The organism is Rhizobacter terrae, assembly GCF_003852895.1.
Classification (GTDB): Bacteria; Pseudomonadota; Gammaproteobacteria; order Burkholderiales; family Burkholderiaceae_C; genus Albitalea; species Albitalea terrae.
In genome coordinates, this window is the sequence record NZ_QUSW01000002.1 from 92,592 (window position 1) to 111,720 (window position 19,129).

Below are 19,129 nucleotides of genomic sequence, written 5' to 3' on the forward strand. Positions count from 1 at the left end.
GACACCCTCACTTCTTTGCGCACATCCATGGCGTACTGGCTGATGAAGAGCGAGCCCGACGAGTGCTCGATCGATGACCTCGCACGCAGCCCCAATCAGACCGTTCCGTGGGTCGGCGTGCGCAACTACCAGGCCCGCAATTTCATGCGTGACCGGATGTTGGTCGGCGACGGCGTCTTGTTCTATCACTCGTCGTGCCCGGAGCCCGGCATCGCGGGCCTGGCCGAAGTGGCCAGCACCGCCTACCCGGACGCGACGCAGTTCGACAAGAAGAGCAAGTACTTCGACGAGGCCGCCAAGCGCGAGGAACCGCGCTGGCAGCACGTGGACGTGAAACTTGTGCGAAAGACGCGCCTGCTGTCGCTGGCCGAGATGCGCAATGCGCCATCCTTGGAGTCGATGGTGGTGTTGAAGCGCGGCAACCGGCTGTCCATCACGCCGGTCACTCCCCAGGAGTGGCGCGCCGTGCTCGAAATTCTGGAACGCGAATGATCCTCGGCCTCGACTGGCAACTGATCCTCGAACTGCTGGTACTGGGTTGTTTCACGGGCTTCATGGCGGGCCTGCTCGGCGTGGGCGGCGGCATGCTGCTCGTGCCCTTCCTCACCTTCATGCTCTCGCACCACGGCGTCGAGGGCGCGCTGGCGGTGAAGATGGCCATCGCCACCTCGATGGCGACCATCATGTTCACCTCGCTGTCGAGCATCCGCGCGCACCACGCTCGCGGCGCCATCCGCTGGGACCTGGTGCGCACGCTCGCGCCGGGCATCACGGTGATGGCGATCATCACCGGCGCCCTCATCTACCCCTTGATCCGCGGCGCGGCGCTGGCGCTGGTGTTCGCCCTCTTCGTGGGCTTCTCCGCCACGCAGATGCTGCGCAACAAGAAGACCCAGGCGCACCGACAGATGCCGGGCACCGCCGGGCGGCTGGCTGCCGGCGGCGTCATCGGCACCATGTCCGGCCTGGTGGGCGCGGGCGGCGGGTTCATCTCCGTGCCCTTCATGACCTGGTGCAACGTGCCCATGCACAACGCCGTGGCCACGAGTGCGGCCTTGGGCTTTCCCATCGCGGTGGCGAGCACCCTGGGCAACGTGATCGGCGGCTGGAACGTCACCAACCCCCTGGCCGGCGGCGTGGGCTACCTGTGGCTGCCGGCGCTCGCGGTGGTGTCCTCAGCCAGCGTGCTGATGGCCCCGCAAGGCGCCAAGGTGGCACACGGAATGGACATGGCGCAGCTCAAGCGGGTGTTCGCAGGAATGCTCTACTGTCTGGCCGGCTACATGCTGACCAAGGCCTTGACGGCCTGAGATCAGGCTGCGTCGAAGCGGATGCTGGCCAGCGTGACGTGGTTGCCACCGCGGCGCTGAGCCTCGCCCAGCGCTGAATCCGCCGCGTTCATCAGCTCTTCCTGCGTGTGTGCCGTGTGCGGAAAGCTCGCCACGCCCATGGACACGGTGAAGCCGAGATCACGCCCGTCCAGCACCACGATCTGCGTGGCGCACTGGCGGCGCAGGCCTTCCATGCGTGAATGTGCCGTGGCCAGGCCCACGCCTGAAAGCAGGATGGCGAAGTGGTCTTCGTCCAGGCGGCAGGACGCATCCATCGCCCGGGTGTTCCCGCGCAGCAGCCGGCCCAGCGCTTCCAGCACCCGGGTGCGGGCCGCATCGCCGAGGCTGCGCACGTTGTCAGGCAGCGGGTCCAGCGCAATGGACACGAGCGCGAACTCGCGGTGCTCGCGCGATGACAGGTCCACCTCGCGGCGCAACTGGTCGTCGAAGTGCACCCGCTGGTACAGCCCGGTGATGTTGTCGCGCAGGGACTGGTCCTGCGTCTCGCGGCGCAGGGCCTCGGCGGCGATCTGCTGCTGCTCCAGCTGCTGCAGCGCCTTGGTGAGCTGCGCATCACGCTGGTGGAGCAGGGTGTTCTCGATCCACACGCAGCACATGTGCCGCGGCGGGCCGCCGTCGGCCGTGGGCAAGGCCACGCGGATCACGTTGAAGTCGCGGCGGATGCGATCACGCTCGATGCGGTGCTCGGTGCTGGTGGCCAGCGACTGGCCGAGCGCCGTCTGGTCGGCCGAGCGCAGATGGGCGGCCAGTTCGGCGCCGAGCAGGTCGGCGTCGGTGTGGCCCAGCAGTTGTTCGGGCGAACGGCCGTAGAGCGCGGCCATGCGCATGTTGACGTGGACGTAGCGGCCGGAGCCGATTTCCTTGACCGCGAAAGGTGCTTCCAGACGCTCGACCACACTCAGCAGCACGGCGCCCAGCGAACCATCGGCCAGACCGTGGGCCGCGCGAAGCTCGCGCGCCCGGTCTGCCAGTTCGGCGGGCGTTGACTGCATGGTTTCGGTCATCTGCTTTTTTCCTTCTTCGGCGCACGCGGCGACGCACCGTGTCTGGGCGTCCACTGTGTCCGAGGGGCGAGCGCTTTGCAAGCTTCACCCCGTGAGAAGCGACACGACCCCCCTAAATTGATCATATCGAACACAGGAATCAGCCTGCCCCGCGAAGTGAGAAGGACTGCACACATTTCCGAGGCCGTCGCATGGACGTCCACAGATGCGTGTCAGCCCACCAACACCTGCATGCTGTGCTCGTAACGAAGCGTGAGCTGGTCGAAGAGGGCCAGCAGCGTCTCGCTGGTCTCGGCCAGGGTGCGCGGCGTGTCACTCGCCCGCGGGCGGGTCACGGCGCGGTTCATGCCGGCCCAGACTTGCACGGCCTCGTCCAGCGACTCGCGGATCTCGCGGGTGGTCAGCGGTGCAGCATCAAGGTAGGCCAGGGCCTGCTCGAATTCCAGGCGTGCACGTTCCGCTTCGGCGGAGGCCGCCGCGGCTTCCACGCCCTTGAGCAGCACGGACATCAGCGCATGCTTGGCCACACGCTGGGACAGCATGCGCTGGCGCCCCGCCACGTTGATGACGTGCAGCGTGGATGCCGCGCCCTGCGCCTCCAGCGCTGTCACCAGGCGGTCGGCCTGCAGCAGCATGCGGTCGGCCAGTGCATCGACCTCGGCCAGGCGAGCCGGGTCCACGCGCTCGTTCATGAGCGGCTTGAGCTGCGCCCACGGCGCCGCCACCGCATCGATGAGGTCGCCATACGTCGACTTCGACAGGTTCTTGGCCAACGCGCCCAGGTTCGCATCCACCCGCGCGCAGGACTCGGGCATGGGCGTCGCATCGGCCGACATGCAGGCCAGCGCATACAGCTTCACCAGCCGCTGCGACAGCATGCGCAGCTGCCCGGCGCGGTTGACGGACTCCGCCATGCCCGCAGCCGCGATCACGTGCTGCGACACCTGCCCCACACGCTGGTTGGTGTGCATGGACGCGGCCCGCAGCACACGGAAGGCTTCTTCCTCCGACACCTGCCGCGCGCGCATGAGAATGCCCTTGGCGCGGTCCACCAGCTTGCGCTCCTCGAAACGGTGCGACACGTCGGCGAGCTTGGCCAGCAGCTCGCGCTCGTGGCTGTAGCGCGCCTGGGCCAGGTGGATCAGCGAACGCAGCCGCTGCGGCGAATAGCCGTTGACCACATAGCCATGCACGCCCACTTCAAGGGCACGCGCGAGCTTGTCGGCATCCGGATCGTTCGTGAACAAGAGCACGGGCCGCGGTGCCGTGGCCTGCATCAGGGCGATGGCGTCGAAGAAGGCATCGTCGGGCGAGAGCTCATGGCAGATGAGCACGTCGGGCCCCAACTGCACCGCCTCTCGCACCAAGTTGCCGCGCTGCACTGCACCAAGCACGTGAATTCCTGCCCCTTCCAAGTCGCTTTGGAGATCCGCGACGGCGGGCGCGAAAGGGTCGAGGAGCAGGCAGGACGTCATCGCGAAAACAGAGGATTTACGAGGGAAAACCAAGCGCAAACAGCACGTGCAAGGACCGCACCATAGCAGCCTTCAGTGCATGTTGGCACGGTGCTTGCGAAAGGAACCCACGGGTGTGACGACGCACCCAGGCTCCGTCCACGCACGGCGGGCCATGTCCGCAACGACCGCGGGCAGTCATGTGCCTCCTTCTCCGGCTTGATGTCGCCGGGGTGTCCCATGGAGACCATGATCCTCATGTCGAATTTCAAGACTTTCATCAAGGCAGGCCACGGCCCCACGCTGTTCGCGTCCTTCCTGTACTTCGCGTTTTCTTGCTGCATCTGGGTGCTCAACGGTGCGATGGCGCCGTTCATCACCGAGACCTTCAAGCTCTCGCCCGCGCAAAAGGGCCTGATGCTGTCGGTGCCCATCATCGCGGGCGCACTGATGCGCTTCCCGCTGGGCGTGCTGGCTCAATACATCGGCCGCAAGAGCGCGACGCTGGTGGAGATGGGGCTCATCGCGGTGGCGATGATGTTCGGCTTCTTCTTCGTCAAGAGCTTCAACGACCTGCTCGCCATGGGCGTGCTGCTGGGCATCGCCGGCGCGAGCTTCGGCGTGGCGCTGTCGCTGGGCTCGGGCTGGTTCCCGCCGCAGTACAAGGGCCTGGCCATGGGCCTGGTGGGCGCGGGCAACGTGGGCACGGCGGTGTCGGTGCTGGTGGCGCCGCCGCTGGCCAACTGGCTGGGCTGGCAAGCGGTGTACGGCGTCGCGGCCGTGGCCATCTTCATCCCGATGCTGGTGATGATCGTGCTGGCCAAGGAGCCGCCGGATGTCGATGCGCACTCCAACTTCCGTGAGCACATCGCCTGCCTGTTCGAGAAGGACGGCTGGGCCTTCAGCCTGATCTACGGCGTGACCTTCGGCGGCTTCATCGGCCTGACCACATTCCTGCCCTCCTACTACTACGACCAGTTCGGCGTGAGCAAGGTGCAGGCGGGCCAGCTCACCATGCTCGCGGCCTTCATGGGCGCGGCAGTGCGCGTGGGCGGCGGCTGGATCTCCGACCGCTGGGGCGGCGTGAACACGCTCACGCTGGTGCTGTGCGTGGTCACGGCCTGCCTCACGCTCGTGGGCTTCACTTCGAGCTCGCTGGCACTGACGACCTTGCTGCTGATGATCTGCTTCGCCGCACTCGGCGCAGGCAACGGTGCCCTCTTCCAGCTCGTGCCCCTGCGCTGGCCGCTGACGACGGCAGTGGCCGGCTCGATGATCGGCGAGATCGGCGCGCTGGGCGGTGGCCTGGTGCCCAACGCGATGGGCCTGTCCAAGACCTACACCGGCACCTATGCCTGGGGCTTCGTGCTCTTCGCGGTGCTGGCGCTGACGATGCTCGGCGTGATGCGCGTAATGCAGATCCGCTGGACGCGCACCTGGGCCGAGAAGGGTGGACGCGCACGGCCGGGGGGCGGCGTGCCTGCCGGGTCGGTGGGCTTGTCGAAGGTCAACAAGGCCCGCGCCTGAACATGAACCGTCCGGCCCGCGCTCGCTGCATCGCTGTGTCTGGCCACCGCCTGCGCGTGGTGGCCGGCCAGCATGCGTCAGCGCGGCAGGAACAACAGCCAGTAGATCAAGAGCGCGTTGAACAGCACCGAGATGCCCAGGCCGATCTTCCACAGCACGACCGGATCGCGCGCCACGAGCGGCGTGGCGCTGGGTGGAGCAATGGGGCGCGAGGCCCCTCGCTCCAGCGCGAGCACCATCTCCTCGGCGGTCTCGAAACGCTGCCGTGCATCCAGCGCAATGGCCTTGAGCACGACATGATCGAGCCAGATGGGCACGTCCGGACGCAGGCGCGAGGGCGGGCGCGGATCGCGCCGGTGCCGCGACTTCTGGTAAGGCTCGATCTCGCCGAAGGGCAGGCGGCCGGTGAGCCACTGGTACAGCGTCACGCCCAGGGCGTAGACGTCGCTGCCGGCGTCGGCGGGCACGTGCTCTTCGCCGGCCCACTGCTCGGGGTTCATGTAGCTGGGCGTGCCCGCGTGCAGGGTGCGCAGGGCCTTGGGCTCGCTGCCGGAAATGGCCACGCCCAGGTCAAGCACGCGCCACTGGCCATCATCACCGAGATGCAGGTTGCCGGGCTTGATGTCGCGGTGGATCACGCCGTGCCGATGCAGCCGTCCGAGTGCGCGGGCGATGCTCAACCCGGCCTCCACCACATCGCTCACCTCGAAGCGCCGGTTCTCCTTGAGCAACTGCTCCAACGTGTGCCCGGCATGCCAGTCGAACACGGTGTAGAAGCTCGTCGGATTGCGCTGCTCGCGAACGCCGATGAAGGCCGCATCGCCATGCAGCCCCGAGCCCTGCGCGACGCGGCTGCCAAGCCACGCTTCGTGCGCCAGCATCGCACGCTCTTCGCGGTCGCTGGCTCGGGCTTCGTGCAAGGTCTTGATCGCCACGAGTTCGTGCGTGGCGCCGTCACGGGCCTGGTAGAGCCGATGAACGCCGTTGTCGGACACCTGCGCCGTGATGGTGTAGCCGTCGAGTTGATCGCCGACACGCAGCTTGCGCGTGGCCGGCAGCTGGCGCCCTTGCATCAGCCCGTCTTCGAGCCGGGCCTGCGAGAGGCCACGCACCCGCAACACGAGCGCGGTGGCGTTGTCGCCGCTGCCCGCGGCAATCGCCGCCATCACGATGGCCTGGCTCGCCGCCTGCGCGGTGTCGTCGCGCGCCAGCGCTGCAAGACGCGAGCGCTTGAGCGCGGCATGCACGCCGTCGGTGGTCAGCACGAACACGTCGCCGATCTGCAGCTCGCCTTGCAGGAATTCGATTCGCACCCGGTCGTCCAGGCCGACGGCGCGCGTGAGACGGCTGCGCTGGTCGGGGTGGTCGAAACAATGGTCTTGCGTGAGCTGCACGCACTCGCCGTCGCCGCCGCGGATGAGCCAGGCGCGCGTGTCGCCGATGTGCGCGATGGTGAAGGCGTGGCCGCGCAGCACGATGGCGGTGAGCGTGGTCATGGCCGCGCCGCCGTCGGCGCCCTGCCCTTGCCGGCGCCGGTTGTGGTCCGCGAGCCAGGCGTTCTGCGCGCCGATCACGCGGTCCAGCACCACGGTCGTGTCCCAGGTGTCGGGACAGGCGAAGTAGTCCTGCACGACGGTCATCACGGTGGTCTGCGCTGCTTCGAGGCCGCGGCCACCGGCGGAGACGCCGTCCGCGATCGCGGCAACGAGACCGCGCGCCTCATCGTGGGGCGCAGGCTGCACCGAAGCGGCGAAGTCCTCGTTCAGTTCTCGCGGCCCCTTCACGCTGAAGTGGCCGATGTCTACGTCGAAGCTCATAGGGTCCCGGGTCTCCCGGGGCCGATTCTGAGGCAAGACGCACCGCCCAAAACGGTGCGTGGCCGAATCGGTGCAATGCACCGGAACTGGCACCAGCCTTGCTATTTCCCTGCTGAGAAATTCGCCCTGCGTGGTTGAGGAGAGATTGATGAAAAAGATGAAGCTGGTGATGGTGGGCAACGGCATGGCCGGCGTGCGCACCCTCGAAGAACTCCTGAAGATCGCGCCCGATCTCTACGACATCACCGTGTTCGGCGCGGAGCCGCATCCGAACTACAACCGCATCCTGCTGTCGCCGGTGCTCGCGGGGGAACAGACGCTCGACGAGATCGTGCTGAACCCGCTGTCGTGGTACGAGGAAAACAAGATCGACCTCAAGCTGGGCAAGAAGGTCGTGAGCGTGGACCGCCGCAACCGCATCGTGAAGGCCGACGACGGCACCGAAGCCGAGTACGACCGGCTGCTGATCGCCACCGGCTCCAACCCCTTCATCCTGCCCGTGCCCGGCAAGGAGCTGGACGGCGTGATCGCCTACCGCGACATCGCCGACACGAACACGATGATCGACGCCGCGAAGAAGTACAAGCATGCGGTGGTGATCGGCGGCGGCCTTCTGGGCCTGGAAGCGGCCAACGGCCTGATGCTGCGCGGCATGCAGGTCACGGTCGTGCACATCATGCCCTGGCTGATGGAGCGCCAGCTCGACGACGTGGCCGGCGGCCTGTTGCGCAAGTCGCTGGAAGACCGCGGCCTGAAGTTCATGATCGGCGCGCAGACGCAGTCGCTCATCGGCGACAAGGACGGCCGCGTGATGGCCGTGCAGTTCAAGGACGGCACCGAGATCCCGGCGGACCTGGTGGTGATGGCTGCAGGCATCCGCCCCAACACTGAGCTGGCCGAGAAGATCGGCCTGCACTGCAACCGCGGCATTGTCGTCACCGACACCATGCAGACGGTGACGGATCCGCGCATCTACTCGGTGGGTGAATGCGCCGCGCACCGCGGCATCGCCTACGGCCTGGTCGCGCCGCTGTTCGAGCAGGGCAAGGTGTGCGCCACGCACCTGGCCGAGTTCGGCATCGGCCGCTACACCGGCTCGCAGACCTCCACCAAGCTGAAGGTGACGGGCATCGACCTCTTCTCCGCCGGCGACTTCATGGGCGGCGAAGGCACGGAAGAAATCGTGATGAGCGACCCCTTCGGCGGGGTCTACAAGAAGCTTGTCATCAAGGACGACAAGCTGGTGGGCGCCTGCCTGTACGGCGACACGGTCGACGGCTCGTACTACTTCAAGCTGCTGCGCGAAGGCCGCGCCATCGGCGACATCCGCGACAAGCTGATGTTCGGCGAGTCCAACATCGGCGACACCGGGCACGAGGGCCACAACAAGGCCGCGGCCATGGCCGACAGCGACGAGGTCTGCGGCTGCAACGGCGTGAACAAGGGCAGCATCTGCAAGGCCATCAAGGAGAAGGGCCTGTTCACGCTGGACGAGGTGCGCAAGCACACGAAAGCGAGCGCGAGCTGCGGCTCGTGCACCGGCCTGGTCGAGCAGCTCCTGATGTTCACCGCCGGCGGCGACTACTCCAAGGCGCCCACGAAGAAGGCCATGTGCGGCTGCACCGACATGAGCCACCAGGACGTGCGCGACGCCATCCGCAACGAGAAGCTGCTGACCATCGCCGGCGTCTACCAGCGCCTGGGCTGGCGCACGCCCAACGGCTGCTCCAGCTGCCGGCCGGCCGTCAACTACTACCTCATCAGCACCTGGCCCAAGGAGGCCAAGGACGATCCGCAATCGCGCTTCATCAATGAGCGCAGCCACGCCAACATCCAGAAGGACGGCACCTACTCGGTGATCCCGCGCATGTGGGGCGGCGAGACCACGGCCGACGAGCTGCGCCGCATCGCCGATGCGGTGGACAAGTACAAGATCCCGACGGTGAAGGTCACCGGTGGCCAGCGCATCGACTTGCTGGGCGTGAAGAAGGAAGACCTGGTCAACGTGTGGAAGGACATCGGCATGCCCTCGGGCCATGCCTACGCGAAGGCCCTGCGCACGGTGAAGACCTGCGTGGGCAGCGAATGGTGCCGCTTCGGCACGCAGGACTCCACCCAGATGGGCAAGGACCTGGAGCGCGCGCTGTGGCGCATGTACGCCCCGCACAAGGTGAAGATCGCCGTGTCGGGCTGCCCGCGCAACTGCGCCGAGGCCGGCATCAAGGACGTGGGCGTGATCGGCGTGGACTCCGGCTGGGAGATCTACGTGGCCGGCAACGGCGGCATCAAGACGGAAGTCGCCCACTTCTTCTGCAAGCTCAAGACGGCCGAGGAAGTGCTGGAGTACAGCGGCGCCTTCTTGCAGCTGTACCGCGAGGAAGGCTGGTACCTGGAGCGCACCTGCCACTACGTGAGCCGCGTGGGCCTGGACGTCGTGAAGAAGAAGATCCTGGACGACCACGCCGGCCGCAAGGCGCTGTGGGAACGCCTGCAGTTCGCGCTGGACGGCGAGCCCGATCCCTGGTTCGAGTTTGCCAAGGCCGAGGTGGACACCCGCCAGTTCGTTCCGGTGGCCACGGCATGAATCGACGCGAGATGCTCGCAGTAACCGGTGCGGCCATGCTCGCGCCGATGGCCGCGCGCGCCCAGGTGTCGGACCTCAACGACGCCATCAACAAGGCCGGCCGCCAGCGCATGCTGAGCCAGCGCATGGCCAAGAGCTTCCTGGCACTCGGCCAAGGGGTCGAGCCCGACCTCGCCGAGCGCACGCTCAGCGCGTCCATGGCCTTGTTCGACCGGCAGTTGGTGGAGCTGAAGGTGTACGCGCCCAACGCCAACATCAAGACCACCTACCTGGAGCTGGAGACGGCCTGGGACGAGTACAAGACGCTGCTGGTCGGCGAGAAGCCGGGCAAGGTCAAGGCCGAACCGGTCATGGCCTTGTCGGGCAAGGTGCTCAAGCTGGCCAACGACGGCACCGGGCAGCTGGAGAAGGTCTCGTCGCGGCCCGTGGGCAAGCTCGTGAACATCTCGGGGCGCCAGCGCATGCTCAGCCAGCGCATGGCCGCGCACTACCTCAGCGCCTGCTGGGGCGTGCAGGTCAATGCCTGCACCACCGAGATGAACAAGGCCCGCGACGAGTTCGTCGTGGCCCACGAATTGCTGAAGAACGCACCGGAAGCCACCACCAGCATCAAGGGCGAACTCGGGTTGGCCGAGCAGCAATGGGCCTTCTTCGACTCCGCCTTGCGCAACCTCAGGCCGGGCGGCAACGACAAGCGCGCGATGAGCGAAGTCTTCACCGCCAGCGAACGCATCCTTCAGGTGATGGACCGCGTGACCGGCATGTATTCGAAATTGAGCTGAGCCCAACCATGAGCAACTGGAAAGACATCTGCGCCGTCACCGAGATCCCCGTGCTGGGCGCGCGCCGCATCGCACGCGACAAAGGCTGCGCGGTGGCCGTGTTCCGCAACAGCGAGGACAAGGTCTTCGCCCTGCTGGACCGCTGCCCGCACAAGGGCGGCCCGCTGAGCCAGGGCATCGTCTTCGGTGAAAGCGTGGCCTGCCCGCTCCACAACTGGACCATCGGCCTGGACGACGGCTGCGCCAAGTCGCCTGACGAGGGCTGCACCACGAAGTTCAAGGTGAACGTCGAGGCTGGCCGCGTGTTCCTGGACATCGAGGAACTGAACAGCCTCGCGCTGGACGAGACCGCACAAGCCGCCTGATGACCACCGTGTCCGCTGCCGTCACCGAAACAAAGTCCACCTGCCCCTATTGCGGGGTGGGTTGCGGCGTGATTATCGAGTCGCAAGGCACGCAGATCACCGGCGTGCGCGGCGACCCGGACCACCCGGCCAACTTCGGCCGGCTGTGCACCAAGGGCAGCACACTGCACCACACGGCGGCGCAGCCCATCACCTTGCAGTCGCGGCTGTTGCAGCCGCAGCGGCGCATGGTGCGCGGCGAGGCACCCACGGCCATCGACTGGACTGAGGCCATGGGCCTGGCAGCAGACCAGTTCCACCGCGTCATCACCCAGCACGGCCCCGATGCCGTGGGCTTCTACATCTCCGGCCAACTGCTCACCGAGGACTACTACGTCTTCAACAAGCTGGCCAAGGGACTCATCGGCACCAACAACGTCGACACCAACTCGCGCCTGTGCATGAGCAGCGCGGTGGCTGGCTACAAGCTGACGCTGGGCGCGGACGCGCCGCCTGCCTGCTACGACGACCTGCAGTTCGCCGACACGCTGTTCATCACCGGATCGAACACGGCGTACGCGCACCCCATCCTGTTCCGCCGCATCGAGGATGCGCGGCGCGCGAATCCGCGCATGAAGATCATCGTGGCCGACCCGCGCCGCACGGAAACGGCCGACGTCGCGGATCTTTACCTGCCCATCCTGCCGGGCACCGACGTGGCGCTGTTCAACGGCATGCTGCACGTGATGCTGTGGGAAGGGTTGACCGACCACGCCTACATCGCCGAGCACACCAACGGCTTCGAGGTGCTGCGCGACCGCGTGCGCGACTACGCGCCCAAGGAAGTCGCCAAGCTGTGCGGCATCTCCGAAGACGCCCTGCTGCAGGCCGCGCGCTGGTTCGCGGGCGTGCAGCCTCAGCACAGCGGCAAGCCGCGCCGTTCCACGCTGTCGCTGTACTGCCAGGGCTTGAACCAGAGCAGCAGCGGCACGATGAAGAACGCCGCGCTCATCAACCTGCACCTGGCCACGGGGCAGATCGGCAAGCCGGGCGCCGGCCCGTTCTCGCTGACCGGCCAACCCAATGCCATGGGTGGCCGCGAAGTCGGCGGCCTGGCGAACCTGCTAAGCGCGCACCGCGACATGTCCAACCCCGACCACCGCGCCGAAGTGGCCGCGCTGTGGGGCGTGCCCGACGTGCCCGCCCTGCCCGGCAAGACGGCGGTGGAGATGTTCGAAGCGGCGGCCGACGGCGAGATCAAGGCGCTGTGGATCGCCTGCACGAACCCTGCCCAGTCCATGCCCGACCAGGCCACGGTGCGCCGCGCGCTGGAGCGTGCGGAGTTCGTGGTGGTGCAGGAAGCCTTCGCCACCACCGCCACCTGCGACTACGCCGACCTGCTGCTGCCGGCCACCACCTGGGGCGAGAAGGACGGCACGGTCACCAACAGCGAGCGACGCATCAGCCGCGTGCGGCCGGCCGTGCAGGCCGCGGGCCAGGCGCGGCATGACTGGCTGATCGCCACCGATTTCGCACAGCGGCTGGAAGCGAGGCTGCGCCCCGGACTGCCGCCGCTCTTCCCCTACGACACGCCCGAGCAGGTCTGGAACGAGCACCGCGAGTCCACCCGTGGGCGCGATCTCGACATCACCGGCCTGAGCTATGCAAAGCTCGATGCCACGCCGGCCCAATGGCCGTACCGTGATGGCGAGACGCAAGGCAAGGTGCGCCTGTACGAAGACGGCATCTTCCCGACGGCCGACGGCCGCGCCCGCTTCGCTGACACGCCGAACGAACCGCTGGCCGAGCCGCGCGATGCCCGCTACCCCTTCTCGCTGAACACCGGCCGCTTGCGCGACCAGTGGCACGGCATGAGCCGCACCGGCACGCTGGGCCGGCTCTTCGGCCATGTGCCCGAGCCCGCCATCGAGATGAACGAGCAGGACATGGCGCGCATGAAGCTCGCCGATGGCGACCTGGTGCATGTCACCTCACGCCGCGGCAGCCTCGTGCTGCCGGTGCAGGCCAGCACACAGGTGCAGCCCGCACAGAGCTTTATCGCCATGCACTGGGGCGAGGAATTCATCTCCGGCTCCAGCAGCACCGGCGAGCGCCTCGCCGGGGTGAATGCGCTGACCACGCCAGCCTACTGCCCGCGATCCAAGCAGCCCGAACTCAAGCATGCAGCGGTGAAGATCCTCAAGGCCGAGATGCCGTGGAAGCTGCTGGCCATGGCCTGGCTGCCCGATGACCAGGCGCTGCGCGCGCGCGAGCAATTGCGCGAGCTGATGGCCGCCTTCCCGTTCGCGGCTTGCGTGCCCTTCGGCCGCGACCGCACGGGCATGCTGTTCCGCGCCGCCGCCTACGAGGCGCCGCCGCAGGAACTGCTGGAAAAGCTCGAAGGCGTGCTGGGCCTCGGCGCCAAGACCGTGCTGCACTACGTGGACAAGCGCCGCGGGCAACGGCGCAGCATGCGTCTGGAGACCGCGCAGGGCAACGCCTTTCTCGAAGGCTTCCTGCTTGCGGGCGACACCTCGGCCGAGGCTTGGATCCGCACCGTGCTGCAGGATGCCCTGCCCGCGCAGAGCTACGGCCGCCAGTTGCTGGTGCCGGGCTCCAAGCCGCCGGTGGCGGTGGCGTCCAAGGGCAAGCAGGTCTGCACCTGCTTCAACGTGAGCCTCACGCAGATCGAGAACGAACTGCCCAGGTGCAGCGGCTCGCCCGACGCACGCCTGCAGCAGCTCAAGGACACGCTCAAGTGCGGCACCAACTGCGGCTCTTGCGTACCGGAAATCCAGCGCGTCATCCGCTCGACGAACGCACCCGCGCTGGCCGCGTAGGATGGTCTTCTCGCATCGAGCCGGAACCGGCCTGAAACTTGCCTCGGCCTCATGCAGGGAGACAGCATGACCATCGCCGCATACATCAAGGAAATCGGGCGCGGCAAGGAAGGCGCCCGCTCGCTCAGCCAGGCACAAGCCTACGACCTCATGAGCCAGGTGCTCGACGGACGCGTCACCGATCTGGAAATCGGTGCGTTCGCGATCGCCATGCGCATCAAGGGCGAATCGACCGAGGAGCTCTCGGGCTTCCTCGACGCCGTGCAGGAACGCTGCCACCCGCTGAAGCCGTCGCGGCCCATGGTGGTGCTGCCCTCGTACAACGGTGCGCGCAAGCTGCCCAACCTCACCGCCTTGCTGGCGCTGCTGCTGGCGCAAGAAGGCATCCCCGTTCTGGTGCACGGGCCGTCGCGCGACCCGGGGCGCGTGACTTCCGCGGAAATCTTTCACGACCTGGGCCTGCCCATCGCCCAGGACGCGGGCGACATCCACCATGCCTGGGCACGGCGCGAGCCGGTGTTCATCACCACCGAGCACTTGTGCCCGCCCCTGGCAAGGCTGCTGGACGCGCGCTGGGTGATCGGCCTGCGCAACCCGGGGCACACGGTGGCCAAGCTCATCGACCCCACGCGCGGCGGCGCGGCGCTGCGGGTGTGCAACTACACCCATCCCGAATACGCCGTGTCGCTCACGCAGTTCCTACAGCATTCGCGCTCGACGGCGATGCTGATGCGCGGCACCGAGGGCGAACCGGTGGCCGATCCTCGCCGGCTGCCCAAGCTGGAGGTGTTCGTGCAGGGCGTGCATCGGCCGGACCTGTCGCTGTCAGCGCAGGAAGGCGTGCTCACCGAGTTGCCCGTGCTGCCGCGCGCCATCGACGCGGCCACGACGGCGGTCTACATCCAGTCGGTCATCAGCGGCGAGAAGCCCGCCCCGGCACCACTCTTGCATCAGGCCGAATGCATCCGGCGCGTGCTGGATGCATCGGCCCAAGCGGTCTCGTCGGAGTTGAGTGCATGAAGTCGTCAGAGTCGTCCACGCCCAAGGTGATGCTGGTGGGTGCAGGCCCCGGAGACCCGGACCTGCTCACGCTGAAGGCCATCAAGGCCATCCGCTCGGCCACGGTGCTGATGGTGGACGACCTGGTGGGCGACGGCGTGATGCGCTTCGCGCGCAAGTCGGCGCGTGTGGTGTACGTGGGCAAGCGCGGCGGATGCGCGAGCACGCCGCAGGCCTTCATCGAGAAGCTGATGGCCGCCGAGGCGCTCAAGGGCGAGCGCGTGGTGCGCCTCAAGGGCGGCGACCCGTTCGTGTTCGGGCGCGGCGGCGAGGAGGCCCAGCATCTGCGCGAGCAAGGCATCGAGGTGGAGGTCGTCAACGGCATCACCTCGGGGCTGGCCGCGGCAACGTCGATCGGCGTGCCGCTAACCCACCGCAACCATGCGCATGGCGTGATGTTCGTCACCGGACATGCGAAGGCCGGCGAGGAATCGCTGCACTGGCCCACGCTGGCTGCGGCCGCGGCGCAAGGCATCACGCTCGTGATCTACATGGGCATCTCGACCATCGAGAGCCTGCAGGACGGACTGCTGCAGGGGCTGGCTGCGTCGACGCCGGCCGGCGTCATCCAGCATGCGAGCCTGCCCAAGCAACGGCACGTGCAAACCACGCTCGCCGACCTGGCCGGCATGGTCCGCCGCGAAAACATCGGCAGCCCGGCCATCATCGTGATCGGCGATGTGCTGCGTGCGACAAACTGCATGAACCAGGCCCCCGAATTGGGGATGATCCAGGGCATCGCCGCGTAGCTGACGCACTGATAATGCCGGCCGTGTCCACGATGCGGCGGGGAGGCCGGCATGAAACAACTCGACAAGCTCAACCAACTCACCGAGTCGCACGGCGCCCTGCGCCCGGGCAGCGGCTTCATTTCGGGCGTGATCGCCCTGTCGCTGTCCATCCTGTGCTTCCTGGGCGTGCTCGCGTTCCACTTTCCCGAGTACCTCACCACGCCGCAGCTGCGCAAGGCCTACAACGTGGACGTGATCCGCGTGATCATGTTCTGGTCGCTGGTCATCGCCGGCGCACTGGCACTGTTCAACATCATCTTCTCTCGCGCGCGCTGGCTGGCTTTTGCCGCCTTCGTGCTCATCGGCCTCACGCTCGCGCTGGGCGGCCACAAGGTGCCGGTGAACGACTTCCGCGACGGCACGCCCTACATCGGCCTGGACTGGTTCATCCTTGACCTGCTGGGCTCGACCCTGATCTTCATCTTCATCGAGAAGCTCTTCGCCCTGCGCCGTGACCAGCCGGTGTTCCGCGCCGAATGGCAGACCGACTTCCACCACTTCATCGTCAACCACATGGTGGTGGGCTTCATCCTGCTGGCCACCAACCTGCTGGTGCACAAACTCTTCGGCTGGGCGGCCAAGGACGGCATCCAGGGCTGGGTGCAGAACCTGCCGTTCTTCGTGGCGCTGTTCCTCATCGTGCTGGTGGCCGACCTGGTGCAGTACTGGACGCATCGCGCCTACCACGAGGTGCCCACGCTGTGGCGGCTGCATGCCGTGCACCACAGCGTGAAGAGCATGGACTGGCTGGCCGGCTCACGCCAGCACATCCTGGAGCTGCTCATCACCCGCACGCTGGTGCTCGCGCCCATCTACGTGCTGGGCTTCAGCAAGGAAGTGATCGACACGTACATCGTGATCGTGGGCTTCCAGGCGGTGTTCAACCACGCCAACGTGAGCGTGCGGCTCGGGCCCCTGCGCTACCTCATCGTCACGCCCAACTTCCACCACTGGCACCACTCGCAGGACGACGAGGCCATCGACAAGAACTACGCGGCGCACTTCGCCTTCCTGGACCACCTCTTCGGCACCGCGGTGCAGGCCGACCGCAAGTGGCCCAACCAGTACGGCGTGGTGGGCGACTACGTGCCCAACGGCTTCTGGAAGCAGGTGAAGTTCCCGTTCGTGTGGAAGGGTTGAAGCTTCACGGCAGCGCCCGCTTCGCGAACACCGCGAACATTGCCGCGAAGACCACCACCACGAAGAGGCCGGCCGTGAGCGAACTGGCCTCGGCGATCACGCCGATCATCGGTGGACCGGCCATCATTCCGAGGTAGCCCACGCTGGAGACGGCAGCGATGCCGTGGGCCGGCGATACGCCCGGCACCTTGGCCGCTGCGCTGAAGAGCACCGGCACGACGTTGGCGAAGCCGATGCCCACCAGCGCGAAGCCGATGAGGGCCGTCCACGGCGACGGCACCAGCAAGGCCAGCAGCATGCCGACGGCGCCCAACGCGCCGCTCAGGCGCAGCAGGCTCACACCGCTCAGGTGCGAGCGCACCCAGTCGCCAGCGAAGCGCCCCGCCGCCATCGCACCGCTGAAACTGGCATAGGCCAGTGCCGCCATGCCGGCATCGGCATGCACTTCCTGCTTGGTATAGAGCACGCTCCAGTCGTACATCGCGCCCTCGCCGATCATGCCCAGCGAGGCGAGCAGCCCGATGAGCGCCAGCGGGCCGCGGGGCAGGCTGAGCGGCGCCTTCTCCGCCGGCGGCCCTTCCATGCGCAGCATGGCCGTGGAGCCCGCCAGCGCAATGCCGCCGCAGACCAGGGCAGCGCCCAGCAGGTGCTGCTGAGGCGTCACACCCAGCGAAGGCAGGGCCGACCCCACGCCCGCACCCACCATGCCGCCCAGGCTGAACATCGCGTGGAAGCCGCTCATGAGCGCACGGCCGGACAGCCGCTCGATCTCGCTGGCCTCGGCATTGATGGACACGTCGAACAGGCTCGCGCTGACGCCGTACACCAGCATGAGCGCCAGCAGCCCCACGTAGCTGCTGAAATGGATCAGCGAGGCGATGCACAGCGCGCACACGCTGCCCATCACGAACGAGATGGACCGCGGCCCATGCCGGCCGATGATGCGCCCTGCCTGCGTCAGCACCGTGATGCTGCCCACGCCGGCCGCCAGCATCGCCATGGCCAGCGCCTGCTCGCCCAGGCCATAGTGCGCCTTCACGGTGGGCACGTGCACGCCCGATGTCGCGAACATCGCACCGGTGACGAAGAACTGCGCGCGCAAGGCCCAGGAGGCATTCGTGAGCGTGCGGGGCGAGTGGGACGACATCGTGACGGAGGACATGGCGCGCATTGTCGCGGCGAGGTCGCCGCGCCGCCGGGGCCACCGATAATTCCCGCATGCACACCTTCGATGCCGTCGTCATCGGCGCCGGCGCGGCCGGCCTGTTCTGTGCCGGCATGGCCGGCCAGCGTGGGCTGCGGGTGTTGTTGATCGACCATGCCGAGAAGGTGGCGGAAAAGATCCGCATCTCCGGCGGCGGGCGATGCAACTTCACCAACCGCGACGCCGGACCGGCCAACTTCCTCTCGGCCAACCCGCACTTCTGCCGTTCGGCGCTGGCGCGCTACACGCCGCAGGACTTCATCGGCCTCGTGCAGCGGCACCGCATCCCCTTCCACGAGAAGCACAAGGGCCAGCTCTTCTGCGACGAGAGCAGCGACGAGATCATCCAGATGCTGCTGCGCGAGTGCGAGGCTGGCGGCGTCGCTCGATGGCAGCCGTGCTCGGTCAACGCCATCAGCGACGGCTTCGTGCTGGACACCAGCCGCGGCATGGTGCGTGCCCGCAGCGTGGTGATTGCCACCGGTGGGCTGTCGATCCCGAAGATCGGCGCGACCGACTTCGGCTACCGCATCGCCAAGCAGTTCGGGCACAAGCTGATCGACACCCGCCCGGCCCTCGTGCCGTTGACGTTCGATGCCGGCCAGTGGGCGCCCTTCGTCGACTTGTCCGGCCTGTCGCTCGAAGCCCGCGTCACCACGGGCGAGGGCAAGTCCAAGGGCGAATTCCTGGAAGACCTGCTGTTCACCCACCGCGGCCTGAGCGGGCCGGCCATCCTGCAGATTTCCAGCTTCTGGTCGCCGGGCACGCCGATTCGCCTGGACCTGGCCCCCGCGCAGGACCTGCAAGCCGACCTGGCTGCGGCCAAGAACGCGTCCAAACGCAAGCTGGGCAACGAACTGGCCGAGATCCTCCCCCGCCGCCTTGCCCAGACCTGGCTCGCCGGCAAGCCGGACCTGGCCGAAAAGCCCATGCCCGAACTGCGCGACCGCGACCTTCAAGCCCTGGCCACCGGACTCCAGCGCTGGGAATTGACGCCGTCTGGCACCGAGGGCTACAAGAAGGCGGAGGTCACCGCTGGCGGAGTGGACACCCGCGAGCTGAGCTCTCAGACCCTGGAAAGCCAGAAAACAGCGGGGCTGTACTTCATCGGCGAAGTGGTCGACGTGACCGGCTGGCTGGGCGGTTACAACTTCCAGTGGGCCTGGGCCAGCGCCGCCGCCTGCGCCCAGGCCCTCCCGGGTGCTTGAGAGCAGCCACTAACCGGGCGTTG

The 19,129-nt window shown here is 67.4% G+C and carries 15 protein-coding genes; 11 read left to right on the top strand and 4 right to left on the bottom strand.

Annotation, left to right across the window (positions count from 1 at the left end; genetic code table 11):
- Positions 1-27: 27 nt before the first annotated feature.
- Positions 28-492: an EVE domain-containing protein gene (locus DZC73_RS07490; RefSeq protein ID WP_124539624.1), complete on the top strand. Its 465-nt coding sequence runs from the start codon at positions 28-30 to the stop codon at positions 490-492.
- Positions 489-1,310 (top strand): sulfite exporter TauE/SafE family protein, encoded by an 822-nt coding sequence (locus DZC73_RS07495; RefSeq protein WP_124539625.1) that lies wholly within the window; start codon positions 489-491, stop codon positions 1,308-1,310. Before DZC73_RS07490 ends, DZC73_RS07495 begins: the two co-directional genes overlap by 4 nt.
- 2 nt (positions 1,311-1,312) lie before the next feature.
- Here DZC73_RS07495 and DZC73_RS07500 read toward each other — a convergent pair whose 3' ends face one another.
- Both DZC73_RS07500 and DZC73_RS07505 read right to left on the bottom strand, forming a co-directional pair.
- Entirely contained in the window at positions 1,313-2,356 is a 1,044-nt protein-coding gene (locus DZC73_RS07500) for a sensor domain-containing diguanylate cyclase (RefSeq protein ID WP_235835031.1), read from the bottom strand.
- 212 nt (positions 2,357-2,568) lie between these two features.
- On the bottom strand, positions 2,569-3,750 hold the full coding sequence (locus tag DZC73_RS07505; RefSeq protein ID WP_235835032.1) for a type IV pili methyl-accepting chemotaxis transducer N-terminal domain-containing protein: 1,182 nt from the start codon (positions 3,748-3,750) through the stop codon (positions 2,569-2,571).
- 318 nt (positions 3,751-4,068) lie between these two features.
- Here DZC73_RS07505 and DZC73_RS07510 point away from each other — a divergent pair, with 318 nt between their 5' ends.
- Positions 4,069-5,337: an MFS transporter gene (locus DZC73_RS07510; protein WP_124540347.1), complete on the top strand. Its 1,269-nt coding sequence runs from the start codon at positions 4,069-4,071 to the stop codon at positions 5,335-5,337.
- Positions 5,338-5,414: 77 nt separating this feature from the next.
- Here the strand turns inward: DZC73_RS07510 and DZC73_RS07515 are convergent, their stop codons facing one another.
- Positions 5,415-7,154: a bifunctional protein-serine/threonine kinase/phosphatase gene (locus DZC73_RS07515; protein WP_124539627.1), complete on the bottom strand. Its 1,740-nt coding sequence runs from the start codon at positions 7,152-7,154 to the stop codon at positions 5,415-5,417.
- A 148-nt stretch (positions 7,155-7,302) separates the two neighbouring features.
- On the opposite strand from DZC73_RS07515, the gene nirB reads away from it, so the two are divergent.
- The 7 genes from nirB (at position 7,303) to DZC73_RS07550 (ending at position 16,694) form a co-directional block, all read left to right on the top strand.
- Positions 7,303-9,738, top strand: a complete 2,436-nt coding sequence (gene nirB, locus DZC73_RS07520) for a nitrite reductase large subunit NirB (protein WP_124539628.1) — start codon at positions 7,303-7,305, stop codon at positions 9,736-9,738.
- Positions 9,735-10,520 (top strand): type IV pili methyl-accepting chemotaxis transducer N-terminal domain-containing protein, encoded by a 786-nt coding sequence (locus DZC73_RS07525; RefSeq protein WP_124539629.1) that lies wholly within the window; start codon positions 9,735-9,737, stop codon positions 10,518-10,520. Before nirB ends, DZC73_RS07525 begins: the two co-directional genes overlap by 4 nt.
- An 8-nt stretch (positions 10,521-10,528) precedes the next feature.
- Positions 10,529-10,885, top strand: a complete 357-nt coding sequence (nirD, locus tag DZC73_RS07530) for a nitrite reductase small subunit NirD (RefSeq protein ID WP_124539630.1) — start codon at positions 10,529-10,531, stop codon at positions 10,883-10,885.
- Entirely contained in the window at positions 10,885-13,704 is a 2,820-nt protein-coding gene (locus DZC73_RS07535) for a nitrate reductase (RefSeq protein ID WP_124539631.1), read from the top strand. The genes nirD and DZC73_RS07535 overlap by 1 nt, the downstream gene beginning before the upstream one ends.
- 66 nt (positions 13,705-13,770) lie before the next feature.
- Positions 13,771-14,724, top strand: coding sequence for a DNA-binding protein YbiB (ybiB, locus tag DZC73_RS07540; RefSeq protein WP_124539632.1), 954 nt, complete (start codon positions 13,771-13,773; stop codon positions 14,722-14,724).
- Entirely contained in the window at positions 14,721-15,512 is a 792-nt protein-coding gene (cobA, locus tag DZC73_RS07545; RefSeq protein WP_124539633.1) for a uroporphyrinogen-III C-methyltransferase, read from the top strand. Before ybiB ends, cobA begins: the two co-directional genes overlap by 4 nt.
- A gap of 51 nt (positions 15,513-15,563) precedes the next feature.
- A complete protein-coding gene (locus tag DZC73_RS07550) occupies positions 15,564-16,694 on the top strand; it encodes a sterol desaturase family protein (protein ID WP_124539634.1) in 1,131 nt (376 codons plus the stop codon).
- A gap of 4 nt (positions 16,695-16,698) precedes the next feature.
- Here DZC73_RS07550 and DZC73_RS07555 read toward each other — a convergent pair whose 3' ends face one another.
- On the bottom strand, positions 16,699-17,856 hold the full coding sequence (locus DZC73_RS07555; RefSeq protein WP_235835033.1) for an MFS transporter: 1,158 nt from the start codon (positions 17,854-17,856) through the stop codon (positions 16,699-16,701).
- Between the two features lie 56 nt (positions 17,857-17,912).
- On the opposite strand from DZC73_RS07555, the gene DZC73_RS07560 reads away from it, so the two are divergent.
- On the top strand, positions 17,913-19,106 hold the full coding sequence (locus DZC73_RS07560; protein WP_124539635.1) for a BaiN/RdsA family NAD(P)/FAD-dependent oxidoreductase: 1,194 nt from the start codon (positions 17,913-17,915) through the stop codon (positions 19,104-19,106).
- Positions 19,107-19,129 lie beyond the last annotated feature (23 nt).